Source organism: Enterococcus sp. DIV0176 (genome assembly GCF_050528535.1).
Classification (GTDB): domain Bacteria; phylum Bacillota; class Bacilli; order Lactobacillales; family Enterococcaceae; genus Enterococcus_B; species Enterococcus_B thailandicus.
This window is the reverse complement of sequence record NZ_CP172879.1, coordinates 1,976,013-1,993,889: the sequence shown is the minus strand read 5'-3', so window position 1 is coordinate 1,993,889 and position 17,877 is coordinate 1,976,013. Positions and strand designations below refer to the sequence as shown.

16 protein-coding genes and 1 CRISPR repeat array are annotated in these 17,877 nt (G+C 37.7%); of the genes, 14 read left to right on the top strand and 2 right to left on the bottom strand.

Going from position 1 to position 17,877, the window contains the following annotated elements:
- The gene (locus IGJ66_RS09250; RefSeq protein WP_067480254.1) at positions 1–213 is read right to left on the bottom strand and encodes a DNA-directed RNA polymerase subunit epsilon; all 213 of its coding nucleotides are present in this window, start codon (positions 211–213) and stop codon (positions 1–3) included.
- Positions 214–596: 383 nt separating this feature from the next.
- On the opposite strand from IGJ66_RS09250, the gene efrA reads away from it, so the two are divergent.
- The 4 genes from efrA to IGJ66_RS09230 all read left to right on the top strand — a co-directional run bounded on the left by efrA (position 597) and on the right by IGJ66_RS09230 (position 4,977).
- The gene (gene efrA / locus IGJ66_RS09245) at positions 597–2,327 is read left to right on the top strand and encodes a multidrug efflux ABC transporter subunit EfrA (RefSeq protein ID WP_067480257.1); all 1,731 of its coding nucleotides are present in this window, start codon (positions 597–599) and stop codon (positions 2,325–2,327) included.
- Positions 2,324–4,084: a multidrug efflux ABC transporter subunit EfrB gene (gene efrB / locus IGJ66_RS09240; RefSeq protein ID WP_067480260.1), complete on the top strand. Its 1,761-nt coding sequence runs from the start codon at positions 2,324–2,326 to the stop codon at positions 4,082–4,084. Before efrA ends, efrB begins: the two co-directional genes overlap by 4 nt.
- A 107-nt stretch (positions 4,085–4,191) precedes the next feature.
- Positions 4,192–4,365, top strand: a complete 174-nt coding sequence (locus IGJ66_RS09235; RefSeq protein ID WP_370629887.1) for a hypothetical protein — start codon at positions 4,192–4,194, stop codon at positions 4,363–4,365.
- 135 nt (positions 4,366–4,500) lie between these two features.
- Positions 4,501–4,977 (top strand): gamma carbonic anhydrase family protein, encoded by a 477-nt coding sequence (locus IGJ66_RS09230; protein ID WP_071869274.1) that lies wholly within the window; start codon positions 4,501–4,503, stop codon positions 4,975–4,977.
- A gap of 396 nt (positions 4,978–5,373) precedes the next feature.
- Here IGJ66_RS09230 and clpP read toward each other — a convergent pair whose 3' ends face one another.
- A complete protein-coding gene (clpP, locus tag IGJ66_RS09225; RefSeq protein ID WP_067480270.1) occupies positions 5,374–5,967 on the bottom strand; it encodes an ATP-dependent Clp endopeptidase proteolytic subunit ClpP in 594 nt (197 codons plus the stop codon).
- A gap of 182 nt (positions 5,968–6,149) precedes the next feature.
- On the opposite strand from clpP, the gene IGJ66_RS09220 reads away from it, so the two are divergent.
- The 10 genes from IGJ66_RS09220 (at position 6,150) to IGJ66_RS09175 (ending at position 17,756) form a co-directional block, all read left to right on the top strand.
- Positions 6,150–6,677, top strand: coding sequence for a hypothetical protein (locus tag IGJ66_RS09220; protein WP_071869273.1), 528 nt, complete (start codon positions 6,150–6,152; stop codon positions 6,675–6,677).
- Positions 6,678–6,958: 281 nt separating this feature from the next.
- The gene (locus tag IGJ66_RS09215) at positions 6,959–7,690 is read left to right on the top strand and encodes a glycerophosphodiester phosphodiesterase (RefSeq protein WP_075491921.1); all 732 of its coding nucleotides are present in this window, start codon (positions 6,959–6,961) and stop codon (positions 7,688–7,690) included.
- Between the two features lie 7 nt (positions 7,691–7,697).
- Entirely contained in the window at positions 7,698–8,627 is a 930-nt protein-coding gene (gene miaA / locus IGJ66_RS09210) for a tRNA (adenosine(37)-N6)-dimethylallyltransferase MiaA (protein ID WP_067480279.1), read from the top strand.
- Positions 8,624–9,877: a GTPase HflX gene (hflX, locus tag IGJ66_RS09205; RefSeq protein ID WP_067480282.1), complete on the top strand. Its 1,254-nt coding sequence runs from the start codon at positions 8,624–8,626 to the stop codon at positions 9,875–9,877. Before miaA ends, hflX begins: the two co-directional genes overlap by 4 nt.
- Complete coding sequence (locus IGJ66_RS09200) at positions 9,861–11,114, top strand: aminotransferase class I/II-fold pyridoxal phosphate-dependent enzyme (RefSeq protein ID WP_075491925.1); 1,254 nt, start codon at positions 9,861–9,863, stop codon at positions 11,112–11,114. The genes hflX and IGJ66_RS09200 overlap by 17 nt, the downstream gene beginning before the upstream one ends.
- A 163-nt stretch (positions 11,115–11,277) precedes the next feature.
- On the top strand, positions 11,278–11,670 hold the full coding sequence (locus IGJ66_RS09195; protein WP_067480287.1) for a MerR family transcriptional regulator: 393 nt from the start codon (positions 11,278–11,280) through the stop codon (positions 11,668–11,670).
- 35 nt (positions 11,671–11,705) lie between these two features.
- Positions 11,706–13,046: a type I glutamate--ammonia ligase gene (gene glnA / locus IGJ66_RS09190; RefSeq protein WP_067480290.1), complete on the top strand. Its 1,341-nt coding sequence runs from the start codon at positions 11,706–11,708 to the stop codon at positions 13,044–13,046.
- 184 nt (positions 13,047–13,230) lie between these two features.
- Positions 13,231–13,597: a CRISPR direct-repeat array (repeat unit 36 nt; unit sequence GTTTTAGAGCTATGTTGTTTAGAATGCTTCCAAAAC).
- Positions 13,598–13,803: 206 nt separating this feature from the next.
- Entirely contained in the window at positions 13,804–15,414 is a 1,611-nt protein-coding gene (locus tag IGJ66_RS09185) for a CTP synthase (protein ID WP_067480293.1), read from the top strand.
- Between the two features lie 338 nt (positions 15,415–15,752).
- Positions 15,753–16,622: a class II fructose-bisphosphate aldolase gene (locus IGJ66_RS09180; protein ID WP_067480296.1), complete on the top strand. Its 870-nt coding sequence runs from the start codon at positions 15,753–15,755 to the stop codon at positions 16,620–16,622.
- Positions 16,623–17,030: 408 nt separating this feature from the next.
- Entirely contained in the window at positions 17,031–17,756 is a 726-nt protein-coding gene (locus IGJ66_RS09175) for a MurR/RpiR family transcriptional regulator (RefSeq protein ID WP_071869271.1), read from the top strand.
- The last annotated feature ends 121 nt before the right edge of the window (positions 17,757–17,877 follow it).

Genomic DNA, 17,877 nt, shown 5'->3' with positions numbered 1-17,877 from the left:
TTAAAACTCCACTAAAGTAAATTGAACGTTCTCTTTTTCGTATTCTAGGTGATTTCCTTCTAGAAGTTGAACGAACTCGATATTGTATGGGGTATTTTCTTCAACGCGTTGACGTGCTTCGACATCATCTTTCGCGTCAATGTAAAGCACTTGTGTTTCTTCCCGTTTAGGGTTACGGATTTTTGATTCTTGATAGTAAACTTTGTAAATCATTTATTTTGTCTCCTTTATCTGCATACGCAGGAATTTAGCTAGTTGATTTTTTAGACAACACAAAACGAGTGGGCAAGCCACCTGAATTTTGATATGCTTTGACTCAAATTAATTATTTGAATCAAAGAGACAAGCCTCGCTTTGCTTGTTCTGTTCGGAATTTTCTTCAACCGTACCTTTGTATAAAAAATTATACAATAATTACTTGTTATTCTAGCACAAATTGGGGAATAAGTATAGAAATCAACAGCAGAGTCCTAAAAAAATCTTGAGGATTTATTTCCAGTAATTTTTTGAACGTGAAGTGTTCTAATAAGGTTTTTAGTGTGCTATCATGGGATTTAATGGCAAAAAAATGAAATTTTTAAAAGGGAGATGAGAAAGTGAAGTTAATGTGGCACTACACAATGAGGTACAAGAAATTCTTACTTTTGAATTTTATTTGTGTATTTGGTTTTATCCTCATTGAATTAGGTTTACCAACGATTTTGGCGCGAATGATTGACTTTGGGATATTACAAGATGATTTTGATTACGTCAAACAACAAGGGATTGTCATGATTGTAATCACCGTTATCGGAATTATTTTAAATATTCTTTTAGGCTATTTTGGTTCAAGAATCACGACGAATATTGTTGCAGATATTCGTGATGATTTATTTGAAAAAATTCAAAGTTATTCGCATCAAGAGTATGAAAATTTAGGTGTTTCTTCTCTGATTACGCGTACGACGAATGATGCGTATCAGATTATGTTGTTTTTACAAAACATTTTGCGAATTGGTTTTATGACACCGATGATGTTTGCAGTCAGTCTATATATGGTTGTTCGGACAAGTGCGATATTAGGGCTGTATGTAGTCGGCGCACTCCCTTTCTTATTACTCGCAGTGATAGCGATTGCGAAAGTTTCTGAACCATTATCCAAAAAGCAACAAAAGAATTTAGATAAAATCAACAGTATACTAAGAGAGAATTTATCTGGTCTGCGTGTCATCCGCGCTTTTGTGAATGAAAAATTCGAAGAAAAACGTTTTGGCGAAGTCAATGAAAATTATGCATCAAGCTCAAAAAGTTTATTTCGTTTGATGGCAGTAGCACAACCAGGTTTTTACTTCCTGTTTAATATTGTAATGGTCTTGATTATTTGGAGCGGGACACTACAAATTGATGCTGGGTCACTAAAAGTAGGGGACTTGATTGCATTTATCGAATATATTTTCCATGCGCTCTTCTCGTTCATGCTCTTTGCAAGTGTCTTTATGATGTATCCACGGGCAGCTGTTTCTGCTTCGCGTATCCAAGAAGCTTTAGATGCTCAACCTGAGATTTCAGAAAATCCTGAAGGTGTTTCGGAAACGAAAACGAAAGGATTTGTTGAATTTAAGAATGTAACATTTGCTTACCCTGGTCATGCACAAGAACCAGTCATTCGTAATGTAAGTTTTACCGCTTCACCAGGTGAGACGGTTGCATTTATCGGAAGTACGGGGAGTGGCAAGTCAACCTTGATCCAGCTGATCCCGCGATTTTATGACGTGAGTGAAGGCGAAGTTCTGATTGACGGGGTAGATGTGCGAGACTATCGTTTAAGCACTTTACGTGACAAGATTGGTTTTATTCCGCAAAAAGCCTTGTTGTTTACTGGAACAATCGCAGAAAATCTCCGTTACGGAAAAGAAGATGCGACAGATGAAGAAATGAAAGAAGCAGCAGATATTGCACAAGCCACTGACTTTATTTCTCGTAAACCAGATGGATTCAATGAACATCTTTCAGAGGGAGGCGCAAACTTTTCTGGTGGACAAAAGCAACGATTAGCCATTGCCCGCGCAATTATCCGCCGACCAGAAATTTACATTTTTGACGATAGTTTCTCTGCTTTGGATTACCAAACAGACGCGAAACTTCGTGCTCGCTTGAAGAAAGAAACAACGGAATCCACTGTTTTGATTGTGGCGCAACGTGTCGGAACGATTATGCACGCAGATAAAATTGTTGTGTTGAACGAAGGGGAAGTTGTTGGAATGGGTACGCACCGTGAATTACTGGAAAATTGCCCAATCTATTACGATATTGCTGCCTCTCAACTATCGAAGGAGGAATTAGCATGAAACAAACATTTTCTTCTTTAAAAAGACTGGCACATTATATTAATCCTTATAAAGCAACATTTATGCTAGTTCTTTTATTTACGGTCTTAACGGTTGCGTTCAATGCGGCTCTTCCTTATGTAACGGGGCTACCAACAACGGAAATCAGCCGAAATTTAGCAAACAATGAACCAATCAACTTTTCTTATATTATTCAATGTCTGATTTGGATCACGATTGTCGGAATCGGTTACTGTGTTTCGCAATTGTTATCAGGTGTGCTGATGACGAATGTGGTGCAAAGTGCGATGCAGGATTTACGTCGTGATATCGAAGAAAAGATCAATCGTTTGCCCGTATCTTATTTTGATAAAAACCAGCAAGGTAATATTTTATCTCGGGTAACCAATGATGTGGATGCTGTGAGTGGTGCATTACAGCAAGCTTTTATCGGAATTGTCAATGCTGTACTTGCGATTGCAATGGCTGCAGTGATGATGTTTTATATCCAACCAATCATGGCACTTATCTCAATGATTATGATTCCAGCTTCCATTTGGATTTCTAAAAAAATCGTGAATGTTTCGCAAAAAGATTTCCAAAACATGCAAAATTCACTTGGTGATTTGAACGGATATGTCCAAGAAAATATGACAGGATTTACTGTTTTAAAAGTTTATGGACGTGAAAAACAAACATTAGATGGTTTTAAAGCTGTCAATCATCAACTAAAATACTTTGGATTCAAAGCGGCCTTTATTTCTGGTTTAATGATGCCATTAGTTCAATTGACTGCTTATGCAACGTATATTGGTATGGCTGTTATGGGAAGTTTTTATGTTATTACTGGTGTAATCGTTGTGGGGCAACTTCAAGCGTTTATTCAATACATTTGGCAAATCAGTCAACCAATGGGGAATATCACTCAACTTTCTTCTGTATTGCAAAGTGCTTCTGCAGCAACAAAACGCGTATTTGAAATTCTTGATGAGCCAGAAGAACCATTAAATGAAGTTGATGCGATTTTACCCGAGGTTGTTGAAGGTGCAGTCAAGTTTGAACATGTTGACTTTGCATACGATCCAAGTAAGCCGTTGATTCAAGACTTGAATTTTGAAGTCAAAGCAGGACAGATGGTTGCTGTAGTTGGACCAACTGGTGCAGGGAAAACGACCTTGATTAATTTATTGATGCGCTTTTATGATGTGAACAGCGGTGCAATCAAAATTGACGGTATTGACACAAAATCCTTGAGTCGAAGTGATGTCCGTTCATTATTTGGAATGGTGCTGCAAGATGCTTGGTTATATGAAGGAACCATTGCGGACAATATTCGCTTTGGGAAATTAGATGCTACTGATTATGAAGTCGTTGATGCAGCGAAAACAGCGAATGTCGATCACTTTATTCGTACAATGCCAGACGGTTATGAAATGGAAATCAATGCTGAAGGTGACAATGTTTCTCTTGGACAGAAGCAGTTATTAACAATTGCCCGTGCTGTGATTTCTGATCCTAAGATTTTGATTTTGGATGAGGCAACAAGTTCAGTTGACACACGTCTTGAAGCTTTGATTCAAAAGGCAATGGATCGTGTCATGAAAGGGCGCACGAGCTTTGTGATTGCGCACCGATTGTCGACGATTCGTGATGCGGATTTGATTTTAGTAATGGATCAAGGATCAATTATCGAAAAAGGAACACATGAAAGTTTGCTTGCGCAAGGTGGTTTTTATGAGAAACTTTATAACAGCCAATTTGCAGAAGAAGTCGAGTAGTAGTGTTAACTTGTTAAATGAGAGATTATTTTTCGATGCGAAATTTTTGTTTTTCCAAAAACTTGGTGATACAGTTAAAGTATCAAGAAGAAACGGAGATGGAAATAATGGAACAATTCCTAAACAAACAAATTGCTGAAGCAAAAAAAGAAATCGACCGTTTGACAACACGCCGAGAAGAAGAACTAGGCAATTCAATCAATTTTATCGAAAACGAAGTACAAATTGAACGTTTATTAGCACAAGTTGAAGCTTATGAAGCTGTTTTAGAACAACTATAAGATTCAAACGAAGTTTAAGGTTGTAACATGAAGTCTGTGGACTTTTGTTGCAACCTTTTTTCGTCTAGTTTTTCTAGTATTCACTGAAAAGTATTGCTATACTTTGAACAAATAACGAGTGAAGGCGGGAGACAAATGGAGAAACTCTTTATTGCACCAAATGCAACAGTAGTCGGTGATGTTACTTTAGCAAAGGATGTAACGATTTGGTATCAAGCCGTTTTGCGAGGAGATAGTAACTGGATTAAGGTAGGACAAGGAACCAATATTCAAGATGGAACAATCATCCATGTGGATCATGATGCGCCGACAGAAATTGCAGAAAATGTTACTGTTGGTCATCAATGTATGCTCCATGGGTGTAAAATAGAAAAAGGTGCGTTGATTGGAATGGGTTCAACAATTCTAAACCATGCTCAAATCGGAGAGAATAGTTTGATTGGGGCAGGATCTTTGGTAACCGAGGGCAAAGTGATTCCACCAAATGTTTTGGCATTTGGACGACCAGCTAGAGTGATCCGTCCGTTAACGGAGGAAGAAATTCAAAAAAATCAAGCAAATATCCAACACTATATTGAGTTAGGGCAAGAATATTTAGCAGGCAAATATTAAATGAAAAGGTTGTGGTTCCAAGCGGTCAGCTTCGAAAAAATAAAGAGCAACTGACAAAAATAGCTGTTCATGTTTTTAGACAGTTATGAATTATTTTGAGAAGTTGCTTGTGGAACACCGTGGATAAAGTTGTGGTGCAAAATGCTGAGCTCTGACAATCTAGCGAGCAGGGATTAAAAATAGCATTTTATATTTTGAAGTAAATGCAAGCTATCAAGTTATATTGAGGAGTTGTTTTCGGAACACTGTTTATTCGTAAAAAAAGTTTGAGGCAAAATATCCTAAATAGAAAAACCGCCTAAAGTTCGTTTCCAAAAACGAACTTTAGGCGGTTTTAAAATTGAAAAAGGTGTTACGGAAGACTGGTTTTCTAGTTTTGTCCCAGTCTTTTTATGCTTATTTTAAAGCAGAATTGTTTTCCATTACTTCGTCGATCAAGCCATAATCTTTTGCTTGTTGAGCAGTCATATAGTTGTCACGATCAGTATCTTTTTCGATGACTTCAAGTGGTTGACCTGTGCGTTCAGCCAAGATTTTATTTAAGCGTTCACGGGTTTGTAAAATATGGCGAGCAGCGATTTCAATCTCAGTTGCTTGGCCTTGCGCGCCACCAAGTGGTTGGTGAATCATGATTTCTGCGTTTGGTAAAGCAAAACGTTTCCCTTTTGTACCAGCAGTTAGTAAGAAGCTACCCATTGAAGCAGCCATCCCCATAACGATTGTTTGAACATCTGCTTTGACAAAGTTCATTGTGTCATAAATAGCCATACCTGCTGTCACAGATCCACCTGGAGAGTTGATGTAAAGATAAATATCTTTTTCAGAGTCTTGTGCATCAAGGAAAAGCAATTGTGCAATGATTGAATTTGCAAGATCATCTGTTACTTGTCCACTCAACATGATGATGCGGTCTTTTAATAGGCGAGAATAAATATCGTAGGCTCTTTCACCACGAGATGATTGTTCGATAACTGTAGGAATTAAATTCATTCTAAATTTCCTCCTTAAAATTCTTTCAAAGTTAGTGTAACATAAAGTATTCTTAATACCTAAGAAGAAGTATACCTTTTTGGTCAACAAAGGTCAAATGAAAAAACTTCGATAAATTAATCGAAGAAAGTCATCTTTATGTTATGATAAAAAGAGAATAGAAACAAGGGGGAGCAGTAGATTTGGAAGTGGGAATCATAGGATTTATTGGCGTTCTTTTGGGTGCGTTGGTTGTCTATCTTGGCATGGCAATCCAGATGCGTCATTTAGAAAATAAAGAAACACGTCGACGTGAACTAGAACTAAAGGTCAAAGAAATTGAAACGTTGAATCAATTGAATAAGAAGGTCAACGAGATTTTGCAAAAACGTTCGACTTTAATGGAAGAGTATGTTAGCTTTGATGCATTTGATGACTGTTACATCACGATTGATGACTTTGCTTATTTGCAATCATATGCGACACAAAACAATTTTTATTTACCTAATTACATTTTAGATGAATTATTCAAAACAATCGCTCATCGAAAAGTAATTCTTTCACCTGATGAAACGATGAAAGTAGGCGGGTACGCGTACAAAGGTGGTCGTGTCATTTTAGAAAACTTTAGCGATAATTTGACTGAGATGATTAACGAGAAAAAATTGCAATTAAAAAATCTGACGAAACAACCAATCGGCTTCTTTTCAAAAGACGACGTGTGGAGCTAACTAGCAAATCAACTAGCAACAGAACCGTGACGAGAGTCAGGGTTCTTTTTTGTTGTCAATAGAAAAACTTTCTTAAAACGATTTTTTGTTTTTGCGCAATGAATGTTTTTTAGTAACAAATTTACTCGTGAGCTTTTTAAAGTAAGAAATCAAAAAATGCATAGCTATCTAAAAACAGGGAAAGTTCTTTGAAGTGCTTATGTACTTGTTCAACTAGGCTCAGTGCTTGAGCTAGAACTTCTTCCATATGTTACAATAGTACTCGATTGGAGTGAATGAATATGGTACAGATTTATGCACATCGTGGAAGTAGCGGAACGCATCCTGAAAATACATTACCAGCATTTGCCGAAGCAGTTCGGGTTGGTTCAGATGGAATCGAGTTAGACGTTCATCTTAGTGCAGATGGCCAAATAGTTGTGATGCATGATGAAGAAGTCGATCGGACAACGAATGGTAAAGGATTGATTCGCGAAAAAACGTTGGAAGAAATCAAAAAGTTGAACGCCGGTAGTTGGTTTAGCAAAGATTTTTCTGCGGCAAAAGTGCCAACGTTAAAAGAGGTACTGAACCTTTTGCTCCAAAAAAACTATCGCGGTGTATTAATGATTGAATTAAAGACAGACAAGTATGAGTATCCTCAAATTGAGGAAAAAGTGTCTGCTTTGTTGCAACAGTCTTGGCCGTTTGAACATGGGTATTGCAGTTTTAACCTGGCTTCTTTGGAGCGCATGGCGAAACTAGAACCCGATGTTCAATTAGATGTTTTGACAGGGACTTCAAAAAATAAAATCATGTATGCAAAGGAAAACAAATTTATCGAAGGCGTTCATCCTAAGAAAACTTGGTTGCAAGAACAGCCCGAACAATTAGGAATCTTTGACAAGCCTATTCGACCGTGGACAATCAATACAGAAGAAGAAATCAATTGGTGTTATGGACTTGGAGTGACAGGAATCATTACCGATTATCCAGAGAGAGCCATTCGCCTGAAACAATTTATGAAAAAGTAGGATGTTTATGGAAAAAGTATTAGTAATTGTTGGCCCAACGGCTGTTGGTAAAACAGCTTTGAGCATTGAATTAGCAAAAAAATTTAATGGAGAAATTATTAGCGGTGATTCTTTGCAAGTGTACCGAAAACTAGACATTGGAACAGCCAAGGTCACCTCAGAAGAAATGGCGGGCGTGCCACATCATTTAATTGATGTGATTGAGCCGACGCAACGCTACTCAGCTGCTGATTTTCAGCGGTCTGCTAGACAATTGATTGCTGAAATCACGGCTCGAGGTCATTTGCCAATTATTGCAGGTGGTACGGGGTTATATATTCAGTCTTTACTTTATGATTATCAATTAGGCGCTGCAGACAAACAGCAAGAGGAAACAAAAATAGTTCGCCAAAAATACGAAGCATTTGCTGACGAGTATGGAAACGAAGCTTTATGGACGATGCTTAAGGAAAAAGATCCAGAAGCAGCAGAAAAAATCCATTGGAACAATCAACGAAAAGTTGTCCGGGCACTGGAAGTTTTAGAAATGACAGGCTTCAGTATTACTGCTCCCAAAGAACAGCCAAAACAATTCTATGATTATTACATGATTGGTTTGGATACGAACCGAGAAAAGCTTTACGAGCGAATCAATTTACGCGTGGATTTGATGCTAAAAGCTGGTTTGGAAGAGGAGGCACGTTTTGTTTATCAATTAGGTGACACACAAGCGAGTCAAGGAATTGGTTATAAAGAATTTTTCCCTTATTTTAATGGACAGAATTCTTTAGAAGAAGTCGCAGAACAAATCAAACAGAATTCCAGACGTTATGCAAAACGGCAACTCACTTGGTTTAGAAATCGACTAACTGCCCAGTGGTTTGATTTGGTGGAGCAACCCGAAAAACAGCAAGTAATTGAAACGAAAATTCAAAAATGGCTGGAGGAATCACAATGATTGAAGAGAAAGAAAAAGTGGTGATCGTCGGGGTCGAAACGGAAAAAAATCAATCTTATTTTGCAGAATCAATGAAAGAATTGATTCAATTAACGAAAACCGCGGCAGGAGAAGTGGTTTTTTCGCTTACACAAAAAAGACCGCAAGTTGATCGCCAAACATTGATTGGTAAAGGTAAATTAGAAGAATTAATCCAGCAAGCAACTGCTTATGAAGCTGATTTGATTATTTTTAACCACGAGCTAACGCCACGACAAAGCCAAATCATTTCGGATGCCGTAGGATTGCCGGTGATCGACCGAGTACAATTGATTTTAGATATTTTTGCGATGCGTGCGCGTTCAAGAGAAGGTAAATTGCAAGTTGAGTTGGCACAACTTGAATATTTGTTGCCGCGATTGGTGGGACAAGGGAAGACTTTATCTCGTTTAGGCGGGGGAATTGGGACAAGAGGACCTGGGGAAACAAAACTGGAAACGGATCGTCGGCATATTCGCAACAAAATCTATGCAGTCAAACGTGAACTGAAAGAAGTTGAGGCACATCGTGAGCGCAATCGACAACAACGAAAAAACAATGAGATTTTTCAAATTGGTCTAATTGGTTACACGAATGCTGGTAAATCAACGATTTTAAATCTGTTGACCCAAGCAGATACGTATTCAAAAGATCAGTTATTTGCAACACTTGATCCATTGACAAAAAAATGGCATTTTCCTGAAGGGTTTGAAGTAACGATGACGGATACTGTTGGTTTTATTCAAGATTTGCCAACACAACTGATTGATGCGTTCCATTCAACGTTAGAAGAAAGCCAAAACATGGATTTACTTCTACATGTCGTAGATGCTAGCGCGCCTGAACGAATTTTACAGGAACAAACGGTTTTGAAATTAATGGATGAACTTGAAATGAAAGATGTACCAATCTTGACTGTTTATAATAAAGCAGACCAAGTCAATCGTGGAGCTTTCACACCAACTTTATTTCCTAATCGTTTAATTTCAGCCAAAAGTGAATCGGGAAAACAAGAATTAACACGAGCAATCAAGCGAGAAATCATGGAACTACTAACCCCCTATACGCTTTTCTTACCAAGTGAGGCAGGGCAACAGTTAAGTGAAATCAAGCGGCAAACCTTGGTGTTAAGTGAAGAATTTATCGAAGAAAAGAATAGCTATGAAGTCAGAGGCTTTGCTAAAAGTACTTCGAAATGGATAAGGAGAATGACAGATGAGTTGGACAGCTGAGTTAGCGCCTGAGCTAGTTGAAAAAATAGATGAAGTGGATCAAAAGATTGCTAAGCGATTAGCGGAGGTTCGAGAAGTAGCATTGACGAATCAAGCAAAAGTATTAACAGCATTTCGAGAGCAACAAGTATCAGAAACTCACTTTTTACCATCAACTGGTTATGGAAATGACGATTTAGGTCGCGACGTTCTGGAAGCTGTGTATGCTCAAGTTTTCGGGGCGGAAGCTGCACTTGTTCGTCCACAAATTGTTTCGGGGACACATGCAATTGCGACAGCCCTTTTTGGTGTATTGCGCCCTGGGGATGATTTGCTTTATATTACAGGAACTCCATATGATACTTTATTAGAAGTCATCGGTGTTGCCGGAAACGGGATTGGTTCGTTTAAAGAGTACGGGATTGGCTACGATCATGTTGACTTGCAAACAAATGGAAAAGTAGACTTTGAACAAGTTAAAAAGAAGATGACAAGCAAAACAAAAGTGGTTGCGATTCAACGTTCACGAGGTTATGCTACACGTCCATCCTTTACGATTGAAAAAATAAAAGAAATGTGTACATTTGTGCATGAAATTGATCCAAATGTGGTCATTTTCGTTGATAATTGTTATGGAGAATTTGCTGAACTAATGGAACCCACTCAAATTGGTGCGGATCTCATTGCTGGGTCATTAATCAAGAATCCTGGTGGTGGAATTGCGAAAACGGGTGGTTACATTGCTGGGAAAAAAGAGTTTGTTGAGCGTGCGGCTTATCGTTTGACTACACCAGGCGTTGGTGCAGAAGGGGGCGCAATGTTAGGGAATGTTTATGATATGCTGCAAGGATTTTTCCTAGCGCCACATGTAGTTAGTCAAGCGATTCAAGGTGCAGTATTTACGGCAGCTTTATTAGAGAGTTATCAACTACGTTCGACACCACGTTGGGATGAGCCACGAACGGATTTGATTCAATTAGTTGAAATGGAAAATGCGGAAGCGATGGTCACGTTTTGCCAAGCAATCCAAAAGTTTTCACCAATTGATTCATTTGTTGCGCCGATTCCTTCTTATATGGCTGGATATGAAGACGATATTATTATGGCAGCAGGTACTTTTGTCCAAGGTGCGAGTATTGAACTAAGTGCAGACGGTCCTTTGAGAGAGCCCTATGCTCTGTATATTCAAGGTGGCTTGACCTTTGAACATGTAAAAATTGCGGTTTCTCACGCAGTGAATGCTGTTTACCATCAATAAATAATCAATCTATCTATGAGCTTTTTCTAGCAAAGAAAGAGCTCATTTTTTTGTACGGAAAAATTTTTTATCTTTCATGTTAGAAAACCTAACATGAATCGTTGACAAGTAAAAAATAAATTGGTACACTTTTCTCAACTTAGAAAACGAAAGGGGACATCTGATGGGAGAAAAGGAATTACGACGCTCAATGTCAGTTTTTCCAATTGGTACAGTTATGAAGTTGACTGATCTAACTGCGAGACAGATTCGTTATTATGAGGAGCAAGAGCTTGTTCATCCTGAACGTAGCGAAGGAAATCGTCGTATGTATTCGTTGAATGATATTGATACATTGTTGGAAATCAAAGATTATCTTTCGGATGGTCTGAATATGGCAGGAATCAAACGTGTATATGAAATGGCGCAGGCGAAGAAAAAAGAAGCCAAGAAAAAACGACCATTGACCGATCATGATGTCCGTCAAATCTTTCGTGATGAAATGTTATCACAAGGTGGGCTAAGTAAAACTGGGCACTATCAGTCGCAAGGAATGCAACATCAATTCTATGACTGAATAAAATAAAAAAATAAAAATGAAAGAGGGATACCATGGTAAAGAAACAAATAACTGGCGAAGAAATCAAACGAATTATTGAGGAAGAAAACGTACGTTTTTTACGTTTAATGTTCACAGATATTTTAGGAACAATCAAAAATGTTGAAGTTCCAGTAAGTCAAATTGACAAGGTTTTAGAAAATAAAATGATGTTTGATGGTTCTTCAATCGAAGGATTTGTTCGAATTGAAGAAAGCGATATGTATTTGTATCCAGATCTTTCAACTTGGATGATTTTCCCATGGGAGAGTGCGCATGGAAAAGTTGCACGTTTAATTTGTGATATTTACAACCCAAATGGAACACCGTTTGCTGGCGACCCTCGTGGAAACTTAAAACGTGCGTTGTCAGACATGAGAGAACTTGGTTTTACCTCTTTCAACTTAGGCCCAGAACCTGAATTCTTCTTATTTAAACTTGATGAGGATGGCGGAATTACTACGACATTAAATGACAAGGGCGGTTACTTTGATTTTGCCCCAACAGATTTAGGGGAAAATTGTCGTCGTGATATCGTTTTAGAATTGGAGAGTTTAGGATTTGAAGTCGAAGCTTCTCACCATGAAGTTGCGCCAGGACAACATGAAATTGATTTTAAATATGCAGATGTAGTAGATGCCTGTGATAACATTCAAACGTTCAAGTTGGTTGTCAAAACAATTGCTAGAAAACATGGCCTACACGCAACCTTTATGCCAAAACCATTATATGGAATCAATGGATCAGGAATGCATTGTAATATGTCCTTGTTTAATGAAGACGGCAACGCTTTTTATGATAAAGATGGCGAGTTAGAATTAAGTCAAACCGCTTATCATTTCTTAGGTGGGTTGTTGCATCATGCGCGTGCTTACACAGCTGTTTGCAATCCGACAGTGAACTCATACAAACGTTTAGTTCCTGGATATGAAGCACCTGTTTACGTTGCATGGAGTGGGCATAATCGTTCACCATTAGTTCGAGTTCCTGAATCACGTGGCGTATCCACTCGTTTAGAATTACGTTCAGTTGATCCATCTGCAAATCCTTACTTGGCAATGGCCGTATTATTGCAAGCTGGTTTAGATGGTATCCGTCGTGAATTAACACCGCCAGATGCGGTTGACCGTAATATTTATGTGATGAATGAAGAAGAACGTGAAGCAGCGCAAATTCAAGATTTACCTTCAACGATTCACAACGCAATTAAAGAATTGCGTAAAGATGAAGTGATGATTGATGCACTAGGTCAACACATCTTCTCAAACTTTGTTGAAGCGAAACGTTTGGAATGGGCAGCTTTCCGTCAAACAGTTTCTGAGTGGGAAAGAGAACAATATTTAGAACTTTATTAAGTCAAAAAAGTAGTAAACACAGAGGCAATCTTTTGTCTCTGTGTTTTTTTCATCCATTATGTTTTGTTTCCCACAGGTTTATTTTCCCATGATATAATAAGAAAAAACAATTGTTGAAGTACTCTAACTGAAGTTTTGCTATGGACGAGTAGTGCGATTACGAAACCTTGAATTTTTTTGCGAGGTTTTAGAGCTATGTTGTTTAGAATGCTTCCAAAACAAGCACTAACACTTGAAAAACTCTATGATTGTTTTAGAGCTATGTTGTTTAGAATGCTTCCAAAACAAAAATATATTGAAAAGAGGACTTTAACATGTTTTAGAGCTATGTTGTTTAGAATGCTTCCAAAACGGAAAAAACAAACAAAAACCCAGAATATAAGTTTTAGAGCTATGTTGTTTAGAATGCTTCCAAAACCTATCTACAGATTGATGGAGAAATCAACCTGTTTTAGAGCTATGTTGTTTAGAATGCTTCCAAAACTGCACCCCACATGACAACACTGATTTTAGTTGTTTTAGAGCTATGTTGTTTAGAATGCTTCCAACACCAACAAATTTTTTTGAAATCGCAATCATCAAATTGATGTCTTGACTTTCAATTCTGGAGCTTGTATTATACTCCTTGGGCACCCTTTTAAAGGGTCAGAAGTTTACAGAAATTTCAGCTCCCTATTCTTGTTAGAAGAATAGGGAGCTTTCTTTATTTTTTCTGGGACTTTTCCTGCAGATAAAACAAGAAGGAGTTTTTGAATTTATGACAAAATACATTTTTGTAACTGGCGGCGTTGTATCTTCGATTGGTAAAGGGATCGTAGCAGCTTCATTGGGTCGCTTGTTGAAAAATCGTGGCCTAAAGGTAACTATCCAAAAATTTGATCCGTATATCAATGTTGACCCAGGAACAATGAGTCCTTATCAACATGGAGAAGTATTTGTAACAGATGATGGTGCGGAAACAGACTTAGACTTAGGACACTATGAACGTTTTATCGACATCAATTTGAACAAATACTCCAATGTTACCACAGGAAAAATCTATTCTGAAGTATTGCGTAAAGAACGTAAAGGGGAATACTTAGGAGCAACTGTCCAAGTGATTCCACATATCACAAATGAAATCAAAGAAAAGATCATGCGTGCCGCAAAATTAACAGACTCTGATGTCATCATCACCGAAGTTGGCGGAACAGTGGGTGATATCGAATCATTACCATTCTTGGAGGCTTTGCGTCAAATGAAAGCTGATGTTGGTGCAGATAACGTAATGTACGTGCATACAACATTGATTCCTTATTTAAAAGCTGCTGGTGAAATGAAAACAAAACCAACACAACACAGTGTGAAAGAATTACGTGGCTTGGGAATCCAACCAAATATTTTAGTCGTTCGTACGGAACAACCTGTTTCACAAAACGTAAAAAATAAATTAGCACAATTTTGTGACGTTGAACCAGAAGCCGTGATTGAATCACCGGATGTGGATACATTATATTCCATTCCATTATTGCTACAAAAACAAGGGATGGACCGAATTGTTTGCGAGCACTTGAAACTTGAAACACCAGAAGCAGACATGACGGAATGGAAAGAATTAGAAGAACGTGTCTTGAACTTGAAGAAAAAAGTCCGTATTGCTTTAGTTGGTAAATATGTTGAGTTACCTGATGCTTATATCTCAGTAGTAGAAGCTTTGAAACATTCAGGCTTTGCTTATGATGCAGATATTGAATTGGATTGGGTCAAAGCACAAGAATTAACGGAAGAAAATGTCGCAGAACGCTTGAAAGATGCTGACGGAATTTTAGTTCCTGGTGGATTTGGTGATCGAGGCGTTGAAGGTAAAATTGAAGCAATTCGTTTTGCCAGAGAAAATGATATTCCATTTTTAGGTATTTGTTTAGGTATGCAAATGGCTTGTGTTGAATTTGCACGCAATGTAGTGGGTCTTCCTGACGCAGCTTCAGCTGAAACAAATCCTGATGCTCAAAATAATATTATTGATTTGATGGCTGACCAAGAAAATGTTGAAAACCTTGGTGGCACACTTCGTTTGGGCTTATATCCATGTAAAATCAAAAAAGGAACGAAAACAGCAACAGCATACGAAGAGGCAGATGTCGTTCAAGAACGTCACCGTCATCGTTATGAATTCAACAACCAATACCGTGAAATGTTTGAAGAACAAGGATTGGTTTTCTCTGGTGTTTCACCAGACAATCGCTTGGTTGAAATCGTTGAAATTCCTGAGAAGAAATTCTTTGTTGGTTGTCAATTCCATCCAGAGTTGATTTCACGACCAAATCGTCCACAAAAATTAATCAAAGCATTTGTTGGTGCTTCGCTAGCAGATCGCGAAGCAAAATAAGAAATAGGTCAAACAGAGTAGTTTTCATAAACTGCTCTGTTTTTTTGCGGGAAGAGTCAAAAGCAGGAATTAAGTGAAATAAATGCGGGTTTATGAAAAAAGAATGATTTTTTCTATTTGTTTTTTTGTTATTAAATGAGAAGAAGAAACATAATAAAACAGTATTTTTATCTAATTGTGGTTCGTTATTGTGTTTCTTTTTTACAAAAAACTTGTTGAAAATTTTCATTTTCAATGATTTTAGTAGAAAAGTACCACAATGTTTGGTAAAATAAGGTCGTTGGTTAAGAATTGTCTTAACAAATTTAGTTTTTACAAAACTTAGGAGGAATTTTATTATGCCAGTAGTATCAGGAGCTGAATTTTTAAAAGCTGCTCGTAAAGGCGGTTACGCTGTCGGCGGATTCAACACAAACAACTTAGAATGGACTCAAGCTATTCTTGAAGCAGCTGAAGCTAAAAAAGCACCAGTACTTATCCAAACTTCAATGGGTGCAGCTAAATACATGGGTGGTTACAAAGTATGTAAAGATTTAATCACTGATTTAGTTGAAGCAATGAACATCACTGTTCCAGTTGCTATCCACTTAGACCATGGTGACTACGATGCAGCTTTAGAATGTATCGAAATCGGCTATACTTCAGTTATGTTCGATGGTTCTCATTTACCATTCGAAGAAAACTTGAAATTAGCTAAAGACGTTGTTGAAAGAGCTCACGCTAAAGGAATCTCTGTAGAATGTGAAGTTGGTTCAATCGGCGGAGAAGAAGACGGAATCATCGGTAACGGCGAATTAGCTGACATTGAAGAATGTAAACAAATGGTTGCTACAGGTATCGACTACTTAGCATGTGGTATCGGTAACATTCACGGTCAATACCCAGAAAACTGGAACGGATTAGCATTTGATCACTTACAAGCAATTGCTGATGCTGTAGGTCCAGACATGCCTTTAGTATTACACGGCGGATCAGGTATTCCTCAAGACCAAATCGAAAAAGCTATCTCAATGGGTATTTCAAAAGTTAATGTTAATACTGAATTCCAATTATCATTTGCTGCTGCTACTCGTGAATACATCGAAGCTGGTAAAGACCGCGAAGGTAAAGGATTTGACCCTCGTAAATTATTAGCACCAGGTAAAGCTGCAATCGTTAAAGATGCAGAATCTCATATTGACTGGTTCGGTTCAGCAAACAAAGCTTAATTTGCTTCCTTTGTTGACTGATGAAAAGGGTGGGACAAAACGGATTCGTTTTGTCTCACTCTTTTTTGTTTACTAAAGATTTTCGTTTCTCTAAATTAAAAAAAGAAGAGGTTGCTGTCATGCACAAAATGGAAGATGACGAGTTAATCTTAATTGAAGCCTCATTGATTTAATGGCGAAATAAAACGAGGCTTACATAAACATTTTTGTTCCTTTGTTCCTGAATTGTTTAACAAAAAATCTGAAAAATCTTATCGTGAACTATTTAAAAAATTATTCCTTACTTGATTTGCTAGCTATTATGAGTTATTTTGTTCTAGAATAAGCTTTGTAACCGTTTTTTCGCTACTTGAAAAAATAGAAATAAGTGGGAAAATTTGAATTTAGTTGCAACTAGGGGGAGAACAAATGAGTTTTTTTGGTAATATTGATTTTAATGCTTTGTCTGATACCGACCAAGCAATTTATCATTATATGAGTAGCAATGTGGATAAAGTTCCGTATATGCGCGTACGAGACATTGCACAAGAATCGCATACCTCGGCATCTTCCGTGATGCGTTTGATTCGTAAGCTAGGTTATGAAAGTTATACTGAATTTCGCAGTCAGTTTAGTACGAGTGTGGTAGAAGGAGAAGATTTTAACGCGGCTTTGACAATTTTGAGTCGGGATAGTTTTCGTAAAGATATTGAAAGTAAATTAAATCAAGTTGTGGAAAAAATCCAATATTGTGAGAATATCGTCTTTTTTGGTATGGGAGCATCAGGGGCGATTTGTGAGTATGCGGCACGTCGTTTTGCTTTGATGGGGTACAATAGTTATCCATTAATTGATCCGACTTATCCAATTAAATCGAAACTGCAAAATACGAGTGACAATGTGCTAGTGACCTTATCCGTTTCAGGAATGACAAATGAGGTGGTTGAAGTAGTGAATGGTTTCCGAAATCAAGACGATTGTTTGACGATTGCCATTACTTCAGATATCAATTCGACCTTGAGTCGAATGTCTGATTATGTGCTAGACTATCATGTGGATGTTCGCCGAGTAAAAAAACATGAAGATTTAACAAGTCAGATACCTTGTATTTTTTTGATTGAACAACTCGCGGATCGACTTCAACAACGCGACTAAAAAGATTATTACTTTTAGGTACATGGCGTTTTGGAAAACACTATTTTGGTACAGAATGTACCATGATGGTGTTTTTTTCTATTTACTGGATTTCATGCCAGAGTTTTGTACAGGCATTGAG

Coding starts and splice junctions, on each gene's coding strand:
- IGJ66_RS09250 (WP_067480254.1), bottom strand. CDS start 213: ATGATTTACAAAGTTTACTATCAAGAATCAAAAATCCGTAACCCTAAA.
- efrB (WP_067480260.1), top strand. CDS start 2,324: ATGAAACAAACATTTTCTTCTTTAAAAAGACTGGCACATTATATTAAT.
- IGJ66_RS09235 (WP_370629887.1), top strand. CDS start 4,192: ATGGAACAATTCCTAAACAAACAAATTGCTGAAGCAAAAAAAGAAATC.
- IGJ66_RS09230 (WP_071869274.1), top strand. CDS start 4,501: ATGGAGAAACTCTTTATTGCACCAAATGCAACAGTAGTCGGTGATGTT.
- clpP (WP_067480270.1), bottom strand. CDS start 5,967: ATGAATTTAATTCCTACAGTTATCGAACAATCATCTCGTGGTGAAAGA.
- IGJ66_RS09215 (WP_075491921.1), top strand. CDS start 6,959: ATGGTACAGATTTATGCACATCGTGGAAGTAGCGGAACGCATCCTGAA.
- miaA (WP_067480279.1), top strand. CDS start 7,698: ATGGAAAAAGTATTAGTAATTGTTGGCCCAACGGCTGTTGGTAAAACA.
- hflX (WP_067480282.1), top strand. CDS start 8,624: ATGATTGAAGAGAAAGAAAAAGTGGTGATCGTCGGGGTCGAAACGGAA.
- IGJ66_RS09200 (WP_075491925.1), top strand. CDS start 9,861: ATGAGTTGGACAGCTGAGTTAGCGCCTGAGCTAGTTGAAAAAATAGAT.
- IGJ66_RS09195 (WP_067480287.1), top strand. CDS start 11,278: ATGGGAGAAAAGGAATTACGACGCTCAATGTCAGTTTTTCCAATTGGT.
- glnA (WP_067480290.1), top strand. CDS start 11,706: ATGGTAAAGAAACAAATAACTGGCGAAGAAATCAAACGAATTATTGAG.
- IGJ66_RS09185 (WP_067480293.1), top strand. CDS start 13,804: ATGACAAAATACATTTTTGTAACTGGCGGCGTTGTATCTTCGATTGGT.
- IGJ66_RS09180 (WP_067480296.1), top strand. CDS start 15,753: ATGCCAGTAGTATCAGGAGCTGAATTTTTAAAAGCTGCTCGTAAAGGC.
- IGJ66_RS09175 (WP_071869271.1), top strand. CDS start 17,031: ATGAGTTTTTTTGGTAATATTGATTTTAATGCTTTGTCTGATACCGAC.